Source organism: Frigidibacter sp. MR17.14 (genome assembly GCF_037095735.1).
GTDB lineage: Bacteria > Pseudomonadota > Alphaproteobacteria > Rhodobacterales > Rhodobacteraceae > Frigidibacter.
Genome location: NZ_JBAWKD010000001.1, coordinates 1,004,562 through 1,023,629, shown reverse-complemented (window position 1 = coordinate 1,023,629; position 19,068 = coordinate 1,004,562). Strand labels below are relative to the sequence as shown.

Annotated in this window: 20 protein-coding genes; 7 read left to right on the top strand and 13 right to left on the bottom strand. The window is 69.9% G+C overall.

The window, feature by feature from the left end; all coding sequences use genetic code 11:
- Positions 1-13: 13 nt before the first annotated feature.
- From V8J36_RS04825 to V8J36_RS04805, 5 genes are read right to left on the bottom strand one after another with little or no spacing between them, the layout of a single operon-like run.
- Positions 14-1,156 (bottom strand): transglycosylase SLT domain-containing protein, encoded by a 1,143-nt coding sequence (locus V8J36_RS04825; protein WP_336466105.1) that lies wholly within the window; start codon positions 1,154-1,156, stop codon positions 14-16.
- Complete coding sequence (locus tag V8J36_RS04820; RefSeq protein ID WP_336466104.1) at positions 1,153-1,422, bottom strand: flagellar biosynthetic protein FliQ; 270 nt, start codon at positions 1,420-1,422, stop codon at positions 1,153-1,155. Before V8J36_RS04820 ends, V8J36_RS04825 begins: the two co-directional genes overlap by 4 nt.
- A 10-nt stretch (positions 1,423-1,432) precedes the next feature.
- Positions 1,433-1,771, bottom strand: a complete 339-nt coding sequence (locus V8J36_RS04815; RefSeq protein ID WP_336466103.1) for a flagellar hook-basal body complex protein FliE — start codon at positions 1,769-1,771, stop codon at positions 1,433-1,435.
- 7 nt (positions 1,772-1,778) lie between these two features.
- Positions 1,779-2,189, bottom strand: coding sequence for a flagellar basal body rod protein FlgC (flgC, locus tag V8J36_RS04810; protein ID WP_336466102.1), 411 nt, complete (start codon positions 2,187-2,189; stop codon positions 1,779-1,781).
- 17 nt (positions 2,190-2,206) lie between these two features.
- Positions 2,207-2,605 (bottom strand): flagellar basal body rod protein FlgB, encoded by a 399-nt coding sequence (locus tag V8J36_RS04805; RefSeq protein WP_336466101.1) that lies wholly within the window; start codon positions 2,603-2,605, stop codon positions 2,207-2,209.
- Between the two features lie 65 nt (positions 2,606-2,670).
- Between V8J36_RS04805 and V8J36_RS04800 the strand changes: the two genes are divergently transcribed.
- A complete protein-coding gene (locus V8J36_RS04800) occupies positions 2,671-4,032 on the top strand; it encodes a FliI/YscN family ATPase (protein WP_336466100.1) in 1,362 nt (453 codons plus the stop codon).
- A 16-nt stretch (positions 4,033-4,048) separates the two neighbouring features.
- Here V8J36_RS04800 and V8J36_RS04795 read toward each other — a convergent pair whose 3' ends face one another.
- The 8 genes from V8J36_RS04795 to V8J36_RS04760 form a co-directional block, all read right to left on the bottom strand.
- Positions 4,049-5,503 carry an ArnT family glycosyltransferase gene (locus tag V8J36_RS04795; protein ID WP_336466099.1) on the bottom strand — a complete coding sequence of 485 codons (1,455 nt, stop codon included), beginning with the start codon at positions 5,501-5,503 and terminating at the stop codon, positions 4,049-4,051.
- Positions 5,493-5,789 (bottom strand): lipid-A-disaccharide synthase N-terminal domain-containing protein, encoded by a 297-nt coding sequence (locus V8J36_RS04790; RefSeq protein WP_442902462.1) that lies wholly within the window; start codon positions 5,787-5,789, stop codon positions 5,493-5,495. Before V8J36_RS04790 ends, V8J36_RS04795 begins: the two co-directional genes overlap by 11 nt.
- Positions 5,790-5,801: 12 nt before the next feature.
- On the bottom strand, positions 5,802-6,554 hold the full coding sequence (locus tag V8J36_RS04785; RefSeq protein WP_336466097.1) for a glycosyltransferase family 2 protein: 753 nt from the start codon (positions 6,552-6,554) through the stop codon (positions 5,802-5,804).
- A 92-nt stretch (positions 6,555-6,646) separates the two neighbouring features.
- On the bottom strand, positions 6,647-7,684 hold the full coding sequence (locus V8J36_RS04780) for a LacI family DNA-binding transcriptional regulator (RefSeq protein ID WP_336466096.1): 1,038 nt from the start codon (positions 7,682-7,684) through the stop codon (positions 6,647-6,649).
- A 228-nt stretch (positions 7,685-7,912) separates the two neighbouring features.
- The gene (uvrC, locus tag V8J36_RS04775; RefSeq protein ID WP_336466095.1) at positions 7,913-9,829 is read right to left on the bottom strand and encodes an excinuclease ABC subunit UvrC; all 1,917 of its coding nucleotides are present in this window, start codon (positions 9,827-9,829) and stop codon (positions 7,913-7,915) included.
- Between the two features lie 322 nt (positions 9,830-10,151).
- A complete protein-coding gene (locus V8J36_RS04770) occupies positions 10,152-10,934 on the bottom strand; it encodes an SDR family oxidoreductase (RefSeq protein WP_336466094.1) in 783 nt (260 codons plus the stop codon).
- Positions 10,931-11,083, bottom strand: coding sequence for a hypothetical protein (locus V8J36_RS04765; RefSeq protein WP_336466093.1), 153 nt, complete (start codon positions 11,081-11,083; stop codon positions 10,931-10,933). Before V8J36_RS04765 ends, V8J36_RS04770 begins: the two co-directional genes overlap by 4 nt.
- 18 nt (positions 11,084-11,101) lie before the next feature.
- On the bottom strand, positions 11,102-11,905 hold the full coding sequence (locus V8J36_RS04760) for a S49 family peptidase (protein ID WP_336466092.1): 804 nt from the start codon (positions 11,903-11,905) through the stop codon (positions 11,102-11,104).
- 136 nt (positions 11,906-12,041) lie between these two features.
- Between V8J36_RS04760 and V8J36_RS04755 the strand changes: the two genes are divergently transcribed.
- The 6 genes from V8J36_RS04755 to V8J36_RS04730 all read left to right on the top strand — a co-directional run bounded on the left by V8J36_RS04755 (position 12,042) and on the right by V8J36_RS04730 (position 19,024).
- Complete coding sequence (locus V8J36_RS04755) at positions 12,042-12,926, top strand: LysR family transcriptional regulator (protein ID WP_336466091.1); 885 nt, start codon at positions 12,042-12,044, stop codon at positions 12,924-12,926.
- 95 nt (positions 12,927-13,021) lie between these two features.
- Positions 13,022-13,495 (top strand): formate dehydrogenase subunit gamma, encoded by a 474-nt coding sequence (locus V8J36_RS04750; RefSeq protein WP_336466090.1) that lies wholly within the window; start codon positions 13,022-13,024, stop codon positions 13,493-13,495.
- A gap of 2 nt (positions 13,496-13,497) precedes the next feature.
- Positions 13,498-15,027: a formate dehydrogenase beta subunit gene (locus V8J36_RS04745; protein ID WP_336466192.1), complete on the top strand. Its 1,530-nt coding sequence runs from the start codon at positions 13,498-13,500 to the stop codon at positions 15,025-15,027.
- A gap of 97 nt (positions 15,028-15,124) precedes the next feature.
- Entirely contained in the window at positions 15,125-18,019 is a 2,895-nt protein-coding gene (gene fdhF / locus V8J36_RS04740; RefSeq protein ID WP_336466089.1) for a formate dehydrogenase subunit alpha, read from the top strand.
- The gene (gene fdhD, locus V8J36_RS04735; RefSeq protein ID WP_336466088.1) at positions 18,016-18,813 is read left to right on the top strand and encodes a formate dehydrogenase accessory sulfurtransferase FdhD; all 798 of its coding nucleotides are present in this window, start codon (positions 18,016-18,018) and stop codon (positions 18,811-18,813) included. The genes fdhF and fdhD overlap by 4 nt, the downstream gene beginning before the upstream one ends.
- Entirely contained in the window at positions 18,806-19,024 is a 219-nt protein-coding gene (locus tag V8J36_RS04730; protein ID WP_336466087.1) for a formate dehydrogenase subunit delta, read from the top strand. Before fdhD ends, V8J36_RS04730 begins: the two co-directional genes overlap by 8 nt.
- Positions 19,025-19,068 lie beyond the last annotated feature (44 nt).

The window sequence follows — 19,068 nt, the reverse complement described above, 5'->3', positions numbered from 1 at the left end:
CAGAACCGCCCCATCAGAACACCGGCGTGAAGTTCGGCAGGATCGGCTCGAGATCCTGCGAGGAATAGATCGACCGGCGAAGCGAGGCGGTGACCGCGGTGCCGTCCGCCCCCGCGGCCTCGGCCACCTGCGCGGCGTCCGCGGCGCTCAGCCCGGCCGACCAGAACGGGCCCGAGGGCGGCACGAAGGGCTCTTCGCTCTCGGCGACCACCACCGGTGCCCGGCCCGGCCGATCGGGCAGCGGCTTGAACACCGCGATCGGCGGCGCGTCGGGATTGGGGCGATAGCTGCCGATCGGCCCGCGCGCGATCGGCGCGCCACGCCCACCCGCGCCGGCGATCGGCGCGTCCCAGTCGGCACTGCCATTCGCGGCCGAAGCCAGCATCATCTGCGTAAGGCCCGCGCCCTCGGCCTTTGCATAGAACTGCTCGATCCGGGCGTTCGCGACACTCAGGTTCTTGTTGAGCGAGGCGAGGTAAACAGAGCGCGGCCCGGGGTTAAACGAATGATAGGAACCTGCCGCCTGCATCCAGTCGCCGGTCCGCTCGTGGAGCGACAGCAGGAAGCGCGCGGCGTAATCGATATTGCGGCCGGGGTCGAACCCTTCCTCGAGCGTGCTGAACGCCTCGGGGTGCCATTTCTGGTTGATCTGCATGCAGCCGATGTCGATCGAGGTGACGCCGGCCGCCTGCCGGGCGCGCACCCAGCTCAGCGCTGCCTCGCGGCTGCGGAACACCCGGCCCTCGCCGGCGGCATTGACGCTCCAGGGCCAGACGGTCAGGCCAGAGCGGCGCGCGAAGCCCGCCTCCTGCAGGCCGAGCGCCAGCAGCAGGTTGTTCGGGATGCCATAGCGCGCCTGCGCCTTGAAGATCTCGCGCAGGCAGACGCCGTCCTCGCCCGCGACCTCGGTCTCGAAGTCGAAATCCGGGGTGCCGGACACGCCGTTGCCGGGCTCTGGCGCGCGCCCTGCCGCGCCGAAGGCCGAGGCGGGGGCATCGGTCGCGGGCAGGGCCGTGGCGGGCAGATCGGGCACCGCGCCGGGCACCTGCGCGGCCTCTGCCGGAAACGCGAAGAGCCCGCCACCCCATCCCTGGGCCGCGGCGGGCAGCGGGGCGGCGAGGGCCGCCGCGACCAGGAGCGCGCGCGCGCCGCTCATGGCCCGCCCCTCCCGATCAGGTCGAAGACCTTGTCCGACAGCCCGGTCAGCGTCGCGTAGATGAAGGGCAGCGAGGCGATGGTGCCCAGGAAGATCGCGACGATCTTCGGCACGAAGGTCAGCGTCATCTCCTGGATCTGGGTCAGCGCCTGGAAGAACGCGATGACAAGGCCGACCAGAAGCGCCAGCGCAAGCACGGGGCCGGAAGCGATGAGCACCGCCAGCATCGTGTCGCGCAGCATCTGGAAGACATCGGCCTCGTTCATCCCCGGCCCGTCACATCTGCATGTTCAGAACGTCGCGATAGGCCTCGACCAGCTTGTCGCGCATCGCGACCGTGGTGCGCACGGTCGATTCCAGCGCCATCGTCGCCTCGATCACCTGCTGCGTCGGCATCGTGCCGGTCAGGCCCGCCTGCGCCGCCGCGTCGCCTTCCTGCACGGTGCGCACCGCCTGCTCGGCGGTCTGGCGCACCATGTCGGCGAAGCTTTGCGGCGCGGTCGCGGCCTGCGGCTGCGCGGCGGTGGTCGCCCCCTGCGCGCCCAGCGTCTGGCTGGACTTGTAGGCGCGGGCCGCCGACGAGGCGAGGATCGTGGTCGAAGAGATGTCGGCCATGGGTCCCTCAGCTCAGCAGGTCGATGATCTGGGCCCGCATCTCGCGCGCGGTCTCCAGCATGTTCAGATTGGCCTCGTAGCTGCGCGAGGCCTCGCGCATGTCGCCCATCTCCATCAGCGGGTTCACGTTGGGCATCTTCACATAGCCCTCTTCGTTCGCCGCCGGGTGGTTCGGGTCATAGCGCAGCGTGAAGTCGCTGCGGTCGCGGCCGATGTCCGAAATCTCGACCCGGCTGTCGCCGGTATCGCCGTCGACCATCTCCTCGAAGCTGATCGTCTTGCGCCGGTAGGGATCGACGCCCGGCGCGTCCCCGGTCGAATCCGCGTTGGCGACGTTCTCGGCCACCACGCGCAGCCGCTCGCTCTGGGCGCGGATGCCGCTCGAGGCGATCTTCGAGATGGAGCTGAGGGGATCCATGAACGCGCCTCCTGCGATCAGTTGCCGGACACGGCAAGGTTCAAGAGCTCGTAGCCCTTCTTGTAGAGCCGGGCGGCCAGCCGGTACTGGCCCGCCGTCTCCATCGCCTGCAGCGACTGCTGTTCCAGCGTGACGTTGTTGTCGTCGAAGCTCTCGCCCCACTCGCCGTCGCCGCGGGTCTGCTCGACCTCGCGGCGCGGCAGCAGCGCGCTCGACGGGTCATAGCCCTGCTCGGTCAGGCGCGCGCGGTCGGCACTGGCGTCCGAGACATAGCTCTCGAAGCTCTGCACGTCCTTGGCGCGGTAGTCGGGGGTATCGGCATTGGCGATGTTCTCGGCCAAGACGCGCTGGCGTCCGCCAAGCCAGTCCAGCCGCTGGGACGCGAGCCGGAAAAACGACATCTCATCCAGTTTCATCTTGTTCCGCCGCTCCTATCCTTGCAATACATACCATGGGCACCAAGGATTGGTAGCTTTAATTCATGCACACGGCGTTTTCCGGGCTCAACTCGCAAGTCCGTTCGATCCAGCGATCAAGGATAGAAGGCCGCGTCAGCGCGGTCGGGGGCCTTGCGCTGTCCGCCACCGGGCTCGACCGCGCGGCGGGCCTCGGCGACCGGGTGCGCGTGCATGGCAGGCGGGGCCCCGTCGAAGGGGAGGTGGTCGCGATCGATGCCGCGCGCCTCTCGATCCTGCCCTTCGGCGACTGGGACGGCGTCGCGATCGGCGACGGGGTCGAAGTGCTCGGCCCCGCGGTCCTCACGCCCGACGACAGCTGGATCGGTCATGTGCTCGACGCGCTCGGCCGCCCCTACGGGCCCCAGTCGCGCTTCTTCGAAGGGGCGGAACCGCGCCCGGTCCGCGCCGCCCCGCCGCCCGCCTTCGGGCGCCGCCGGGTGGGCGCGCGGCTGGAAACAGGGATCCGCGCGCTCGACATCTTCGCGCCGATCTGCCGCGGGCAGCGGATGGGGGTCTTCGCGGGCTCGGGCGTCGGCAAGTCGACGCTGATGGCGATGCTCGCGCGGCAGACCGATGCCGAGGTGATCGTGATCGGCCTCGTCGGCGAACGCGGCCGCGAATTGCAGGACTTCATCGAGGAAGACCTCGGTCCCGAAGGCATGGCCCGCGCCGTGGTCATCGCCGCCACCGGCGACGAAAGCCCGCTGATGCGCCGGCAGGCGGCCTGGACCGCCACCGCCGTGGCCGAGCATTTCCGCGACCGCGGCAAGCAGGTGCTGCTGATGCTCGACAGCGTCACCCGCTTCGCCATGGCGCAGCGCGAGATCGGCCTGTCGGCGGGCGAGCCGCCCACCGCCAAGGGCTATCCGCCCACGGTCTTTGCCGAACTGCCGCGCCTTCTGGAACGCGCCGGCCCCGGCCCGCGCGGCGCGGGCGACATCACCGCGCTCTTCACCGTGCTGGTCGACGGCGACGACCACAACGAGCCGATCTCGGACGCGGTGCGCGGCATCACCGACGGCCATGTGGTGCTGGAACGCCGCATCGCCGAGCGCGGGCGCTACCCGGCGGTCAACCTGCAGCGCTCGCTGTCGCGGATGCTGCCCGGCTGCCATTCCGAGATCGACTACGCGATCATGGACGCCGCCCGCCGCGCGATGGCGCGCTATGCCGACATGGAGGATCTGATCCGCATCGGCGCCTACCGCCATGGCTCGGACCCCGAAACCGATCAGGCGCTGGCCTTCGCCGAACCGGCGGAACGGTTCCTGTCGCAGCGCAAGGGCGAGGCCACCGGCTCGGCCGAGGCCTTCGCGGCGCTCTACGGACTTCTGCACGCGGCCGGCGTCCCGGTCGAGCTGCCACCCGCCGCACCACCTGCCTGAGTGCCGGCCTGAAGCCTCAGCCCGTCACCGGCCCCGCCGCCAGACAGGCGGCCGGCAGCCGCCACAGATGGATGTCGCGCCCCGCCCAGGCCCCGATCCGGGGCTGCAGCACGGTCAGCTCGACCGGGGCGGTGCCGCAGGCGGGCGGATCGTCCGAGCGGTCGGCATAGAGCACATCGCCCTCGATCGCCGGCTCCAGCGGATAGGTCAGCGCGTAATGGCTCGACGGACGGCCGGCCTCGGGCCGGGCGCGCAGCAGCAGCCCGCTGTCGCGGCCGGTGTAGAACAGGTCCGCGAGGATCGCCCGGTCCTGCGCCACCACGGTCTGCAGGTGCTGCTCACCGGCCACGCGCAGGATCTCGCGCGACAGCTCGGCCCGGCCGAGATAGCGGGCATAGGCGCCGGGGAAATGACCCGCGAAGATCGTGGTCACCGCCAGCGCCACCGACAGCGCGAGGTTGATCCCCAGCGAGATCACCAGCCAGACCCGCGCCCGCGCCAGCAGCCAGGGCACCAGCGCCACCGTCGCCGCCAGATAGGCCGAGGCCGCCCAGTTCGCATAGGCGCCGGAAATCAGCGCCTGCACCGTCACCACGAGGATCGCGGGCAGGCAGAACAGCAGAAGCCAGGCCTGCGGCGCGCCGGTCCGCCGCAGCGCGACCGATCCGACCAGCGCCATGAGCGCCCCGAACATCACCGGCCCGAAGACCCCGAACTGCGCCGCCAGGAATCCCAGCGCGCGGGCGGGCGACAGGGCGATGCGGTCGGCGGGGTCGCGCACCCAGTCGGCATTGTCGAGCGTGTGCTCGAAGGTCGAGAAGCCGTGGCCCGCGTTCCAGATCAGGTTCGGCGCGACCATCACCAGCGCCGCCAGCCCGAAGGCCAGCAACTGCCGTCCGCCCAGCCGCTGCGAGGGCACCATGAGCTGCAGCGCCACGAAGCCGCCCAGCGCGTAGATCGCGGCATATTTCGCCATGAAGGCCAGGCCCAGCGCCGCCCCGGCCCACAGCGCCGGGCCCGCCCGCCCGCTGCCGGCCGCCGCCAGCCAGCCCCAGAGCGCGAGGCCGAGGAAGGGGAACATCACCGTGTCGGTCGAGATCAGCACCGAAGACAGCGCCACCATCGGCAGCGTCGCATAGGCCAGAACGGCAAACAGCGCCGCCCGCGGCCCGGCCAGCCGCGCGGTGACGGCGCCCAGGATCAGCGCGGTCCCCGCGTGCAGCAGCGGTGCCGCCAGCCGCACCCAGAAGGTGCCCTCGCCGCCCAGCGCCGTGGTGGCACGGATCACCCAGCCGACCAGCGGCGGCTTCGAATAATAGCCGAAGGCCAGATCCTGCCCCCAGAGCCAGTACTGCGCCTCGTCCACGAACAGGTCGATCGGCGTCAGCGCCAGCGTCAGCAGGCGCAGCGCGGTCAGGGCAAGCAGGAAGGCTATCGCAGGCCCGACCCAAGCCCTGCGGTCAGCCTGCACGGCGCTCGGCCCGGATCAGCCAGAGATTGCGAAGATAGATGAACAGGCCCGTCGCCTGTCCGATCACGAAGACCGGGTCATGGCGATACAGCGCGTAAAGCAGCAGGATCAGCCCGCCGCCGATCGAGAACCACCAGAAGGCGACAGGCACCACCGACTTGCGGGCCTTTTCCGAGGCGAGCCACTGCACGAGGAACCGCCCCGTGAACATCGCCTGCCCCAGAAGGCCGACGACGATCCACCAGAACTCGCCCCAGTGGTCGATCTTCAGCGCCTCGAACACCATCTCCTTCACGGCTCAGGCCCCCGCATCCGACCGGGCGCCCGGCAGCTTCACCTCGGTCGCCCGCGCGACCTTCTTGCGCCGGATCAGCCAGGCCACGCCGATCAGGTCATAGACCCCCACCAGCGCGCGCTGCAGGTTGGAATAGTTCGACCGGCCCGACTGCCGCTCGCGGTGGCTGACATCGACATGGGCCACGTCCCAGCCGTCGCGGTAGAACAGCGCCGGCAGGTAGCGGTGCATGTGGTTGAAGAACGGCAGCGCCAAGAAGGCCTCGCGCCGGAACGCCTTCAGCCCGCAGCCGGTGTCGCGGGTGTCGTCGTTCAGCATCCAGGCCCGCAGCGCATTCGCCGCCTTCGAGGCATAGCGCTTCGAGGCGGTGTCCTGCCGGCCGACCCGCTGGCCCGCGACCAGCCCGATGCGGCCCGAGCCGTCGGCCAGCAGCGGCGCCATCAGCGCCGGCAGCTCGGACGGCGGGTTCTGCCCGTCGCCGTCCAGCGTCGCGCAGATCCGCCCGCGCGCGGCGATGACGCCGGAATGCACCGCCGCCGACTGGCCGCCGGAATTGGGGTGCCGCAGCAGCCGCAGGTTCGGCATGGTCTTCGACAGCTCGGCCACGATCGCGCCCGTGCGGTCGGTCGAGCCGTCATCGACCACGATGATCTCGAACGAAGGGCCGGGCGCGCAGGCCTGCTGGATCTCGCCCAGCAGGTTGGCGACATTGCCTTCCTCGTTCTTCATCGGGATCACGATGGATACGTCGGTCATCCCGTCGCCCCCTGTTTCTCTGGCTGCGCAGCCCGCCCTGGATCGCGGCGGTTATTGCCCGAAGCGCGGGCCGATGTCCATCTGCCCGCCGATCACGGGCGGCGGATCGTGTCGCCCATGTCGATCGTCGGCTCCAGCTCGATCCGCTCGCCGCCGACCAGCCCGGCCTCGCTCTGCCCCGCGACCAGCTTCGCCGCGCGCCGCCCGATCTCGTGCCGGCAGGCATCCATCGTCGCCAGCCGCCGCGGCAGGCCTTCCAGCAGGTCGACGCCGTTGAACCCGGCCAGACCCAGCCGCCCCGGCACGTCGATGCCCTGTTCCAGACACCACAGCAGGCCGCCCGCGCCGATCATGTCGTTCGAATAATACAGGAAATCCAGATCCGGGCTGCGCGCCAGCATCGCCGCCGTCATCTCGCGCCCCTTGGCCAGGGCCGAGCCGCCCTCGTAGAATTCGCGATCCTCCAGCTTCAAACCGGCCTCGGCCAGCCCGCGCTCGAACCCTTCCATCCGCTTCCGCGCCCGGTGGTCGAGCGGCATCTTGGTGCCCAGGAAGCCGATCCGGCGATAGCCCGCCGCAAGGATCGCCTTCGCCATCTCGTGCCCAGCCCGGAAATGCGAGATGCCGACGACGCTGTCGATCGCCTCGCCGTCGACATCCATAATCTCGACGATCGGGATGCCGGCGTTCATCATCATCGCCCGCGCGGCCTCGGAATGTTCGAGCCCGGCGATGATCACGCCCGTGGGCCGCCAGCTCAGCATTTCGTACAGGACCGCCTCCTCGCGCTCGGGGCGGTAGTTGGTGACGCCGAAGACCGGCTGCAGCCCGGTGTCCTCGAGCGTGCGCGAGATGCCGGTCAGCACGTCGGGGAACACGAGGTTCGACAGCGAGGGCACGATCACCGCCACCAGATTGACCCGCTGACTGGCCAGCGCGCCGGCGATCTTGTTCGGGACGTAGCCCAGCGATTTCGCCGCGGCCAGCACCCGCTCGCGCGTGGCCTCCGACACGTCGCCGCGGTTGCGCAGCACCCGGCTCACGGTCATTTCGGACACGCCCGACGCCTCGGAGACGTCGCGCAGCGTCAGGGGTCGGCGGTTGTCGGTCGGGAAGGGCGGAGTGCTCACGCTGTGGTCCTCGATCCTGCGATGTCCTTGATTACTGCGAAAGGAAATCCTTGCGCAAGCAATCGACACCCGCTATGTTAACGCTAACGGCGCGAAAGCGCCACAGCCTCGCAGCACCGGCACGCAAGCTCCGGATCTCCGGAAGTCGGTGGGGCGAATGGGGGAGCGGTGGGCCAAAATTCGCTCCCCCCCACCCTTTCCAGCAGACCAGACCCATCCCAAGCGACCCTAGCCCTTCGCGTTGAAGTGGTCGTGGATCGCCTGCGCCATCGCCTCGGAAATCCCCGGCGCGGCCTTCAGGTCCGACAGCCCCGCCCGAGCCACCGCCTTGGCAGAGCCGAAATGCGCCAGCAGCGCCCGCTTGCGCGACGCCCCCACGCCCGGGATCTCGTCCAGCGGCGTCGCACCGATGTGCTTGGCCCGCTTCGTGCGATGCGCGCCGATCGCCCAACGGTGCGCCTCGTCGCGCAGCCGCTGCACGAAATACAGCACCGGGTCGTTGTGGCGCAGCGCGAAGGGCTGGCGGCCGGTGCGGTGGAACTCCTCCTTGCCGTGGTCGCGGTCGATGCCCTTGGCGACGCCGATCATCGCCACGTCCTCGACCCCCAGATCCTCGAGCACCTTCTGCACCGCCGAGACCTGCCCTGCCCCGCCGTCGATCAGCAGCAGGTCCGGCCAGGCCTCGGTCTGCCGGTCGGGGTCCTCCTTCAGCAGGCGCTGGAAGCGGCGGGTCAGCACCTCCTTCATCATCCCGAAGTCGTCGCCCGGAGTGATGTCGGTGCCCTTGATGTTGAACTTGCGATACTGCGACTTCAGGAAGCCGTCGGCCCCGGCCACGATCATCCCGCCCACGGCATCGGTGCCCTGGTTGTGCGAGTTGTCGTAGACCTCGATCCGCGCCGGCGGCCCCTCCAGCCCGAAGGCCTCGGCCAGCCCCTCCAGCAGCCGGATCTGGGTCGCACTCTCGCTCATCCGTCGCGCAAGGCTCTCGCGGGCGTTGCGCGCCGCGTTCTCGACCAGCTCGGCCTTCTCGCCCCGCTGCGGCACCGCCAGCTCGACCCGCCGGCCGGCGCGTTCCGACAGCAGCTCGACCGTCAGGTCCTCGTCCTCGATCGGATGGCTCAGCAGGATCAGCCGCGGCGGCGGCTTGTCGTCGTAGAACTGGCCAAGGAACGCCTCCAGCACCTCGGCCTCGCCGGCGCCTGACCCGGTGCGCGGATAGAAGTCGTGGTTGCCCCAGTTCTGGTTGGCGCGGATGAAGAACACCTGCACGCAGGCCTGCCCGCCCTCCATGTGCAGCGCGACCACGTCCGCCTCGGCCACGCCGCGCGGGTTGATGCCCTGCGACGACTGCACGTTGGTCAGCGCCCGGATCCGGTCGCGCAGCGCCGCCGCGCGCTCGAACTCCATCTCGGCCGAGGCTTTCGCCATCTCGGCCGCCAGCTCTTCCTGCACGGTCGTCGACTTGCCTTGCAGGAACCGCTCGGCATCCAGGACCAGCGCGCCGTAGCCCGCCTCGTCGATCAGACCGGTGCAGGGGGCAGAGCAGCGCTTGATCTGGTAGAGCAGGCAGGGCCGGGTGCGGCTGTCGAACATCGCGTCCGAGCAGTTGCGCAGCAGGAACACCTTCTGCAGCTGGTTCAGCGTCCGGTTCACCGCGCCCGCAGAGGCGAAGGGGCCGTAATACTCGCCCTTCTCCTTCTTCGCGCCGCGGTGCTTCTTGATCTGCGGGAACCTCGTCTCGTGGCTGACGAGGATGTTCGGGAAGCTCTTGTCGTCGCGCAGAAGCACGTTGTAGCGCGGCTTCAGCTGCTTGATCAGGTTCTGCTCCAGAAGCAGCGCCTCGGTCTCGGTGCGCGTGGTCAGGAACATCATCGCCGCGGTCTCGCGGATCATCCGCGCGATGCGTCCCGAATGCCCCGAGGGCCGCGCGTAGTTCGACACCCGCGCCTTCAGGTTCCGCGCCTTGCCGACGTAGAGCACCTCGTTCTTCGCGTTCAGCATCCGGTAGACGCCGGGCGAGCCGTCCAGCCTGCGGACCTCGCGCGCGATCACCGCGTGGCCGGTCTCGACCGGCCCCTCTGCGGCCGGTGCGGAAGCCGGATCAATCTCCGGATGTGCGTCGTCATTCGCTGTGTCAGCCATGATTGTCCCACCCAACGATTCTGTCCCGCGCTGCAATGCCGGGTCCCGTGGAGCAAGAGGGAAGATCTCCACCGTTTCGGTGGATAACTCTGGAGACAACTTTCCGGCTCACGGCAAATCCCCTTGTTTTTGGCCCCTCGGATCGGTTCGCCCATAAATTGAGCGAAAATATAACCACCTGAAATCAAACAAAAGATTTTTACGTTAACGCCAAATTATTGATTTCATTAAGGTTCCATCACGCTTGTGTGACGCCCGGCGCCGTGGTGGACAACTTGCCGTCCCGTCACTCTGGCGGGGGCCCCGGACGGGCCGGAACGCCTTATTCCACGCCCATCACATCGGGTGTCCGCCAGGCCAGATGCTGCCCGCCGTCGACGCAGATCAGCTGGCCGGTGACCGACCGGGCGGCCAGCAGGTAGTCGAGCGCGGCGCAGATGTCGACAGGATCGGCTCCCCGTTCCAGCAGCACCGCGGCGCGCTGCGCGGCGAACTGCTCGGGCGTCTGCCGCGCGCCCTTCAGCGTCGGACCCGGGCCGATCGCGTTCACCCGGATCCGCGGCGCAAGCCCCTGCGCGGCGGTCTGCGTCAGCCACCAGAGCCCGGCCTTGGCGATCGAATAGGTGACGAACTCGGGCGTCGGCTTCAGCACCCGCTGATCGACCATGTTGACGACCAGCCCCGTCGCCAGCGGCTCGCCCTCCAGCACGCCTGCCGCAGGGGCCTGCGCCGCGAAGGCCTGGATCAGCTGGAACGGCGCCCGCAGGTTCGAGCCGATGTGGCGCTCCCAGCTGTCGGGGGTGGCCGAAGCGATGTCGTCCGGCTCGAAGATCGAGGCATTGTTGACCAGCACCGTCAGCGGCCCGCCCAGCGCCTCGGCCGCGCGCCCGACCAGCGCGCCCGCCGCGGCCTCGTCCAGCAGGTCCGCCTGCAGCGCGCAGGCCTGCACGCCCAAGGCCCGCGCCTCGGCCGCGACCGCGCCGGCCGCCTCGGCCGAGCCCGCATAATGCACTGCCACGTCGAAGCCGCGGCCCGCCAGATGCAGCGCCATCGCCCGGCCCAGCCGCGCGCCCGCGCCGGTCACCAGCGCCTTGCCCTTGGTCATGTCTTCCTCACCTTGCAGCGGCAGGCCTCGCCGTGCCGGGCCACGAAGGGCCGGCCGCAGCGCCTGCAGCGCTGGCCGCGGAACCGGAAGGCCCCGAACAGGCCGATCACCATCATGGCGATCAGGAACAGCGTGACGATCTTCACCATGGCGCCGCCGTCACCCTCTCACAGCCCGAAGCGCGCCCAATGCGCCCGCTCGTCGACCGCGCCCAGCGCCTCGGCCGCCAGCTCGGCCCCGAAGCGCTTCCAGATCGGTTTCTTCGCGCCCAGCGGCCGGATCTGCACCTTGTCGCCGAAGCGCGCCTTCAGCACCGGCACCAGATGGCCGATCCCGTCGGCCAGCCCCGCTTCGACCGCCTGACGGCCGACGAAGATCTCGCCGGTGTAAAGGTCGCGGCTCTCGTCCAGCTTGCCCGCCCGGCGGGCGCGGACATGGGCGATGAAGGTCTGGTGGATCTGCTCCTGCAGCGCCTTCAGCCGGACCACGTCCTCGTCCTTCTCGGGGCGGAACGGGTCGAGGAAGCTTTTCGAGCCGCCGGCTGTGTGCACCCGGCGCTCGATCCCGTGGCGGGCAAGGAATTCGGGGAAGCCGAAACTGGCCGAAATCACCCCGATCGAGCCGAGGATCGAGGTCTCGTCGGCGAAGATCTCGTCGGCGGCGCAGGCCAGCCAATAGCCGCCAGAGGCCGCGACATCCTCGGTGAAGGCCAGCACCGGCAGCTTCAGCTCATCGCCAAGCCGGCGGATGCGGGCGCCGATCAGCGAGCTTTGCGCCGGCGAGCCCCCGGGCGAGTTGATCGCCAGCGCCACGGCGGCGGGCTTGCCCTTGCGGAAGGCGCGCTCGATCAGTGGCGCGAGGCCCGCATCGGTGAGACCCGGCGACAGCCGGCCGCCGCCGCCGATCACGCCCGACAGGCGCAGGACCGGGACCACGGGCGGGCGGGAACGGAAGGGGACCCTGAGTTTCATGCCCTCCATCTAGGCAGCGCCCCGCGATGCGGCAAGCGGAAAGGCCGAAGGCAGAAGCGGGGGGCCTGCGAGGCCCCCCGCACCCCCCGCGCTCTGGGCGCTTGCCCCGCGGGGCCGCGGGGTGGCAGATGGGGGCATGATCGACCGGCTCGAGATGTTCATCGCCCTTGCCAAGCACCGCCATTTCGGGCGGGCGGCGGAAGCCTTGGGCGTCACCCAGCCCACGCTCAGCTCGGCGATCCGCCAGCTCGAGGAAACTCTCGGCGTGCAGCTGGTTTTCCGCGGCTCGCGCTTTCAGGGCCTGACGCCCGAGGGCGAGCGGGCGCTGGCCCGCGCGCAGGGCATCGTCGCCGACACCCGCGCCCTGCGCGAGGAAATGCGCGCCGCCCGCCATGGCCTCACCGGCACGCTGCGGCTGGGCGTGATCCCGACCGCGCTGCCGCGGGTGGCCGAGTTGACCGAGCCGTTCCTCGCCCGCAACCCGGGCCTGCGGCTGGCGGTCTATTCCCGCCCCTCGGCCGAGATCCTTGACGGGATCGAGGCGCTCGACCTCGACGCGGGCCTGTCCTACCTCGACAACGAGCCGCTGGGCCGGGTCGCGCAGGTGCCGCTCTGGCGCGAGGAGTACCGGCTGCTCTGCGCCGAGACGTCCCCCCTCGCCACACTGCCCGAAGTCGGCTGGGCCGAGATCGCGGGCCAGCCTTTGTGCCTGCTGACGGCCGAGATGCAGAACCGCCGGATCATAGACCGGCTGCTGCGGCAGGCGGGCGTCGCCGCCGCACCGCAGGTGGAATCGAACTCGACCATCGCGCTCGCGTCCCATGTCGCCACCGGCGCCTGGGTCTCGATCGTGCCGGCGGCGCTGGCGGCGATGTTCGCCCGCGGCGCGGGGCTGGTCTCGCGCCGGATCGCCGGGCCCGGCGCCAGCCATTCCGTCGGCCTCGTCGCCCCGCATCGCGAGCCGCATCCGCCGATGATCGCCGCGCTGATCACGGCAGCGCAGGCAATCGCCGAGACCTGAATCGATAGAAAAATCAAATCGACTGACGGCTCTTCGATATTGATCTGCGGCCCAACACGCCTAGAGTCGGCCCCGCAACCGAAGGGGGGAGTCCCGTGGCAGCTACAGACATCGGCACCGAGGGCCGCATCGGCGAGATCATCGCCGCGCATCTGCATCTGGAAGGGCCGATGCTGCCGATCCTGCACGCCGTGCAGGAGGAATTCGGCCATGTGCCGCAGGCCGCCCTGCCGCAGATTGCCGAGGCGCTGAACATCTCGCGCGCCGAAGCCCATGGCGTGATGTCCTTCTACCACGACTTCCGCGAGACCCCCGCCGGAACCCACACCCTGAAGCTCTGCCGGGCAGAGGCCTGCCAGTCGATGGGCTGCGACGATCTGGCGGCGAAGGTCCGCGCGCGGCTCGGCCTCGACTGGAACGAGACCTCGGCCAATGGCGCGCTGACGCTGGAGCCGGTGTTCTGCCTTGGCCTCTGCGCCTGCGGCCCCTCGGCGCTCTACGACGGCGAGGTGATCGGCCGGATGGACATGGACAAGCTGGAAGCCATCGCCACGGAGGCCGGACTGTGAGCCTGCGCATCTACGTTCCCGCCGATGCCGCCGCCAAGGGCCTTGGGGCCGAGGCCGTCGCCCGTGCCGTCAGCGACGAGGCGGCGAAGCGCGGCCTGCAGGTGGCGCTGGTGCGCAACGGATCGCGCGGGATGGTCTGGCTGGAACCGCTGCTGGAGGTCGAGACGCCCGAGGGACGCATCGCCTTCGGCCCGGTCAGCGCCGCCGACGTCCCCGGCCTTTTCGACGCGGCCTTCGGCGAGCATCCGAAGGCGCTCGGCCTGACCGAGGACATTCCCTGGCTGAAGCGCCAGACCCGGATCACCTTCGCCCGCTGCGGGATCACCGACCCGCTGAGCCTGCCCGACTACGAGGCGCACGGCGGGCTGAAGGGCCTGCACCGCGCCGTGGCGATGACCGGGGGCGAGATCGTGGCCGAGGTCACCGCGTCGGGCCTGCGCGGCCGCGGCGGCGCGGGCTTCCCGACCGGGCTGAAGTGGAAGACCGTCCATGACGCGGTCGGCGCGCAGAAATACGTGGTCTGCAACGCCGACGAGGGCGACAGCGGCACCTTCGCCGACCGGATGCTGATGGAGGGCGACCCCTTCTGCCTGATCGAGGGCATGGCCATCGCCGCCCTCGCGGTGGGGGCGACGCGGGGCTACATCTATTCGCGTTCGGAATATCCCGATGCGAACCGGGTGATGCGCGCGGCGCTGGCCATCGCGCATTCGGCCGGCGTCCTCGGGCCGTCCGTGCTCGGCTCGGGCCGGGCCTTCGAGCTTGAGCTGCGCGTCGGCGCCGGCGCCTATGTCTGCGGCGAGGAAACCTCGCTGCTGAACTCGCTGGAAGGCAAGCGCGGCACGGTCCGCGCCAAGCCGCCGATCCCGGCGCTGGAAGGCCTGTTCGGCAAGCCGACCGTGGTCAACAACGTCCTGTCGCTCGCCACCGTGCCCGCGATCCTCGCCCATGGCGGGGCGTGGTATCACGAGTTCGGCCACGGCCGCTCGCGCGGCACCATGCCCCTGCAGATCGCCGGCAACGTGAAGCGCGGCGGGCTGTTCGAGGCCGCCTTCGGCATGGCCCTTGGCGAGATCATCGAGGATATCGGCGGCGGCACCGCCTCGGGCCGTCCTGTGAAGGCCGTGCAGGTCGGCGGGCCGCTCGGCGCCTATTTCCCGCCCGCGCTCTTCGACACGCCCTTCGGCTACGAGGAATATGCAGGCAAGGGCGGGCTGATCGGCCATGCCGGGATCGTGGTCTTCGACGACACGGCCGACATGCTGTCGCAGGCGCGCTTCGCGCTCGAGTTCTGCGCGATCGAGAGCTGCGGGAAATGCACGCCCTGCCGCCTCGGCGCCACCCGCGGGGTCGAGACGGTGGACCGCATCGCCCGCGGCGACGCGGCGGCGATCCCGCTGCTGGAAGATCTCTGCAACACGATGAAGCTCGGCTCGCTCTGCGCGCTGGGCGGCTTCACGCCCTATCCGGTGATGTCGGCGCTGACCCACTTCCCGGACGATTTCAACACCGCCCGCGAGGCCGCCGAATGACCCCGCGCGCCGCCCTTTTCCGCAATCCCCGCCCCTGCCGCCAACCCGTTGAAGACGCACGGGGGGTGTACAGGGGGTGTACGCGAGGTGCACGCCCATGAAGGACTTCATCCTGCCCTCGAAGACCCCCGACGGGCGCGACTTCGGAACCCCCGCCGTCACCTCTGACGTGACGGTCACCCTGACCGTCGACGGCTTCCCGGTGAGCGTCCCGGCGGGCACCTCGGTGATGCGCGCCGCCTCCATCGCCGGGATCCAGATCCCGAAGCTCTGCGCCAGCGACAACATGGCCGCCTTCGGCTCCTGCCGGCTCTGCCTCGTGCAGATCGAAGGGCGCAACGGCACCCCCGCCTCCTGCACCACCCCGGTGGCCGAAGGCATGGTCGTCCACACGCAAACCCCTGAAATCAAGAAGTTGCGCAAGGGGGTGATGGAGCTTTACATCTCCGACCACCCGCTCGACTGCCTGACCTGCGCGGCCAACGGCGATTGCGAGCTTCAGGACATGGCCGGCGCCGTCGGCCTGCGCGACGTGCGCTATGAACCGAAGGCCGACCACTTCCGCGCGCGGAACACCTCCGGCGAGGCGAACCCGGACTGGCTGCCCAAGGACGACAGCAACCCCTATTTCACCTACGACCCGTCGAAATGCATCGTCTGCTCGCGCTGCGTGCGGGCCTGCGAAGAGGTTCAGGGGACATTTGCCCTGACGATTCAAGGCCGTGGCTTCGACAGCCGCGTTTCTGCCGGGTTGTCGTCCGACAACTTCCTGGGCTCGGAATGCGTCTCCTGCGGCGCCTGCGTGCAGGCCTGCCCGACCGCGACCCTGCAGGAAAAGTCGGTGATCGAGATTGGCACCCCCGACCGCTCGATCGTCACCACCTGCGCCTACTGCGGCGTCGGCTGCTCGTTCGAGGCGCAGATGCGCGGCGATGAGCTTGTCCGCATGGTGCCCTGGAAGCACGGCAAGGCGAACCGCGGGCATTCCTGCGTGAAGGGCCGCTTCGCCTATGGCTATGCCAGCCATCAGGACCGGATCCTGAAGCCGATGATCCGTGACAGCATCAACGACCCCTGGAAGGAAGTCAGCTGGGACGAGGCGCTGGGTTTCGCCGCGAACCGCATGCGCAACATTCAGGAAATGCACGGGAAAAACGCGATCGGCGGCATCACCTCGTCGCGTTGCACGAATGAAGAGACCTATCTGGTGCAGAAGCTGGTGCGCCAGGTCTTCGGCACCAACAACGTCGACACCTGCGCCCGCGTCTGCCACTCGCCCACCGGCTACGGGCTCGGCCGCGCCTTCGGCACCTCAGCCGGCACGCAGGATTTCGACTCGGTCGAGCACACGGATGTCGTCATCGTCATCGGCGCCAACCCGACCGACGGCCACCCGGTCTTCGGCTCGCGCCTGAAGAAGCGCCTGCGCGAGGGCGCGAAGCTGATCGTCATCGATCCGCGCCGCATCGACCTGGTGAAATCGCCGCATGTCGAGGCCGCTCACCATCTGGCCCTGCGCCCCGGCACCAATGTGGCCGTGGTCTCGGCGTTGGCCCATGTGATCGTGACCGAAGGACTTTTCGACGAAGAGTTCATCCGCACCCGCTGCGACTGGGACGAGTTCCAGGACTACGCCGCCTTCATCGCCGAGCCGCGCCACGCGCCAGAGGCGACGGAACTGCTGACCGGCGTGCCCTCGGCCGAGTTGCGCGCCGCGGCCCGCACCTTCGCCCGCGGGGGCAATGGCTCGATCTATTACGGGCTCGGCGTGACCGAACATTCGCAGGGCTCGACCACCGTCATGGGCATCGCCAACCTCGCGATGCTCACCGGCAACATCGGCCGCCCCGGCGTCGGCGTGAACCCGCTGCGCGGCCAGAACAACGTGCAGGGCTCTTGCGACATGGGCTCGTTCCCGCACGAGCTGCCGGGTTACCGCCATGTCTCGGGCGACGAGGTGCGCGCGATCTTCGACAAGCTCTGGGGGACGGAACTGAACCCCGAGCCCGGCCTGCGCATCCCCAACATGCTCGACGCCGCGGTGGATGGCACGTTCCGCGGCCTCTACATCCAGGGCGAGGACATCCTGCAATCCGACCCCGACACGCATCACGTCTCGGCCGGCCTTGCCGCGATGGACTGCGTGATCGTGCATGACCTGTTCCTGAACGAGACCGCGAACTACGCCCATGTCTTCCTGCCGGGCTCGTCCTTCCTGGAAAAGGACGGCACCTTCACCAATGCCGAACGCCGCATCAACCGCGTGCGCAAGGTGATGGCGCCGAAGAACGGGCTGGCGGACTGGGAGGTGACGCTGCGCCTTGCCAATGCGATGGGCGCGGGCTGGACCTACACCCACCCGGCGCAGATCATGGAAGAGATCGCGATGACCACGCCGTCCTTCGCCGGCGTCAGCTACGAACGGCTGGAAGAGATGGGCTCGGTCCAGTGGCCCTGCAACGAGGCCTCGCCCGAGGGCACGCCGGTGATGCATGTCGACGGTTTCGTGCGCGGCAAGGGCCGGTTCATCCACACCGAATACGTGGCGACGGATGAAAAGACCGGCCCGCGCTTCCCGCTGCTGCTGACGACCGGGCGGATCCTCAGCCACTACAACGTCGGCGCGCAGACCCGGCGCACGGCGAACGTGGCCTGGCACCCCGAGGACGTGCTCGAGATGCATCCCCACGATGCCGAGAACCGCGGCGTGAAAGAGGGCGACTGGGTGCGGCTCGCCAGCCGCGCGGGCGAGACAACCTTGCGCACGAAGATCACCGAACGCGTCAGCCCCGGCGTCGTCTACACCACCTTCCACCACCCGGCGACGCAGGCGAACGTGATCACCACCGACTATTCCGACTGGGCGACGAACTGCCCGGAATACAAGGTGACCGCGGTGCAGGTGACGCCCTCGAACGGGCCCACGGACTGGCAGGAAAGCTACGAGGCGCTGTCGGAACGCGCACGCCGCATCCTGCCCGCCGCGGAATGACCGCCGTCCGTCCTGCCCGGGCGCATCGCGAGGGCCGCTGGGGCGCGGTCGACCGGCCACTGGCCGAAGAGCGTCCCGTTGCCATCACCGTCAACGGCTCGACCGTGGCGGTGATGATGGCGACGCCCGCCGATCTCGAGGATTTCGCCCTGGGTTTTCTCAGGACCGAGGGCATCGCCGCGCCCGACGAGGTGACCAGCGTCGAGATCCTGCCGGAGGGCCGCGGGATCGAGGCCCGGGTCTGGCTGGTGGAGCCGGCTGCCGACCGCGTGGCGCGGCGCCGGCGCGACCGCGCCGGGCCGGTGGGCTGCGGGCTCTGCGGCATCGACAGCCTGGCCGAGGCTCTGCGCCCCCTGCCCGCCGTCGCCGCGGGCCAGACCTTCAGCACGGCCCAGATCCTCGCCGCCGTGGCGGCCCTGCCGCAGGCGCAGCCGCTGCATGACGCGACCCGCGCCGTGCATGCCGCGGGCTTCTGGCGCGAGGGCCATCCGATCCTCGCGCGCGAGGACGTGGGCCGGCACAACGCGCTCGACAAACTCGCCGGCGCGATGACGCGCGCAGGGCTCGACCCGGCCGCGGGCGCGCTGGTCCTCACAAGCCGGATCTCGGTCGACATGGTCCAGAAGGCCGCGACCCTTGGCGCACCGGTGCTGATCGCCGCCTCGGCCCCCACCACGCTCGCGGTGGCCGAGGCCGAGGCCGCCGGCCTCACCCTCGTCGCCCGTGCCCGCGGGCAGGGGTTCGAGGTCCATACCCATCCCAGCCGCATCGCCGGAGCCACAGCCGATGTCTGACACCGACGCCAAACTGGTGCGCATGGCGAACCAGATCGCCACCTTCTTCGAAACCCAGCCCGAACGGGCCGAGGGCGTGGCGAAGCACCTGAACGATTTCTGGGATCCCCGGATGCGCACGGCCTTTGGCCGGCTGCTGGCCGCCGGCGGCAGCGGCCTGCACCCGCTGGTGCTGGAAGCCGCCCCTGCCATCCGCATCCCCGCCGCCTGACAGACGCGCCCGAGCCGGGGGGGCGCGGGGGGGCTCGCAGCCCC

Coding starts and splice junctions, on each gene's coding strand:
- V8J36_RS04825 (WP_336466105.1), bottom strand. CDS start 1,156: ATGAGCGGCGCGCGCGCGCTCCTGGTCGCGGCGGCCCTCGCCGCCCCG.
- V8J36_RS04820 (WP_336466104.1), bottom strand. CDS start 1,422: ATGAACGAGGCCGATGTCTTCCAGATGCTGCGCGACACGATGCTGGCG.
- V8J36_RS04815 (WP_336466103.1), bottom strand. CDS start 1,771: ATGGCCGACATCTCTTCGACCACGATCCTCGCCTCGTCGGCGGCCCGC.
- flgC (WP_336466102.1), bottom strand. CDS start 2,189: ATGGATCCCCTCAGCTCCATCTCGAAGATCGCCTCGAGCGGCATCCGC.
- V8J36_RS04805 (WP_336466101.1), bottom strand. CDS start 2,605: ATGAAACTGGATGAGATGTCGTTTTTCCGGCTCGCGTCCCAGCGGCTG.
- V8J36_RS04800 (WP_336466100.1), top strand. CDS start 2,671: ATGCACACGGCGTTTTCCGGGCTCAACTCGCAAGTCCGTTCGATCCAG.
- V8J36_RS04790 (WP_442902462.1), bottom strand. CDS start 5,789: ATGGTGTTCGAGGCGCTGAAGATCGACCACTGGGGCGAGTTCTGGTGG.
- V8J36_RS04785 (WP_336466097.1), bottom strand. CDS start 6,554: ATGACCGACGTATCCATCGTGATCCCGATGAAGAACGAGGAAGGCAAT.
- uvrC (WP_336466095.1), bottom strand. CDS start 9,829: ATGGCTGACACAGCGAATGACGACGCACATCCGGAGATTGATCCGGCT.
- V8J36_RS04770 (WP_336466094.1), bottom strand. CDS start 10,934: ATGACCAAGGGCAAGGCGCTGGTGACCGGCGCGGGCGCGCGGCTGGGC.
- V8J36_RS04765 (WP_336466093.1), bottom strand. CDS start 11,083: ATGGTGAAGATCGTCACGCTGTTCCTGATCGCCATGATGGTGATCGGC.
- V8J36_RS04760 (WP_336466092.1), bottom strand. CDS start 11,905: ATGAAACTCAGGGTCCCCTTCCGTTCCCGCCCGCCCGTGGTCCCGGTC.
- V8J36_RS04755 (WP_336466091.1), top strand. CDS start 12,042: ATGATCGACCGGCTCGAGATGTTCATCGCCCTTGCCAAGCACCGCCAT.
- fdhF (WP_336466089.1), top strand. CDS start 15,125: ATGAAGGACTTCATCCTGCCCTCGAAGACCCCCGACGGGCGCGACTTC.
- fdhD (WP_336466088.1), top strand. CDS start 18,016: ATGACCGCCGTCCGTCCTGCCCGGGCGCATCGCGAGGGCCGCTGGGGC.
- V8J36_RS04730 (WP_336466087.1), top strand. CDS start 18,806: ATGTCTGACACCGACGCCAAACTGGTGCGCATGGCGAACCAGATCGCC.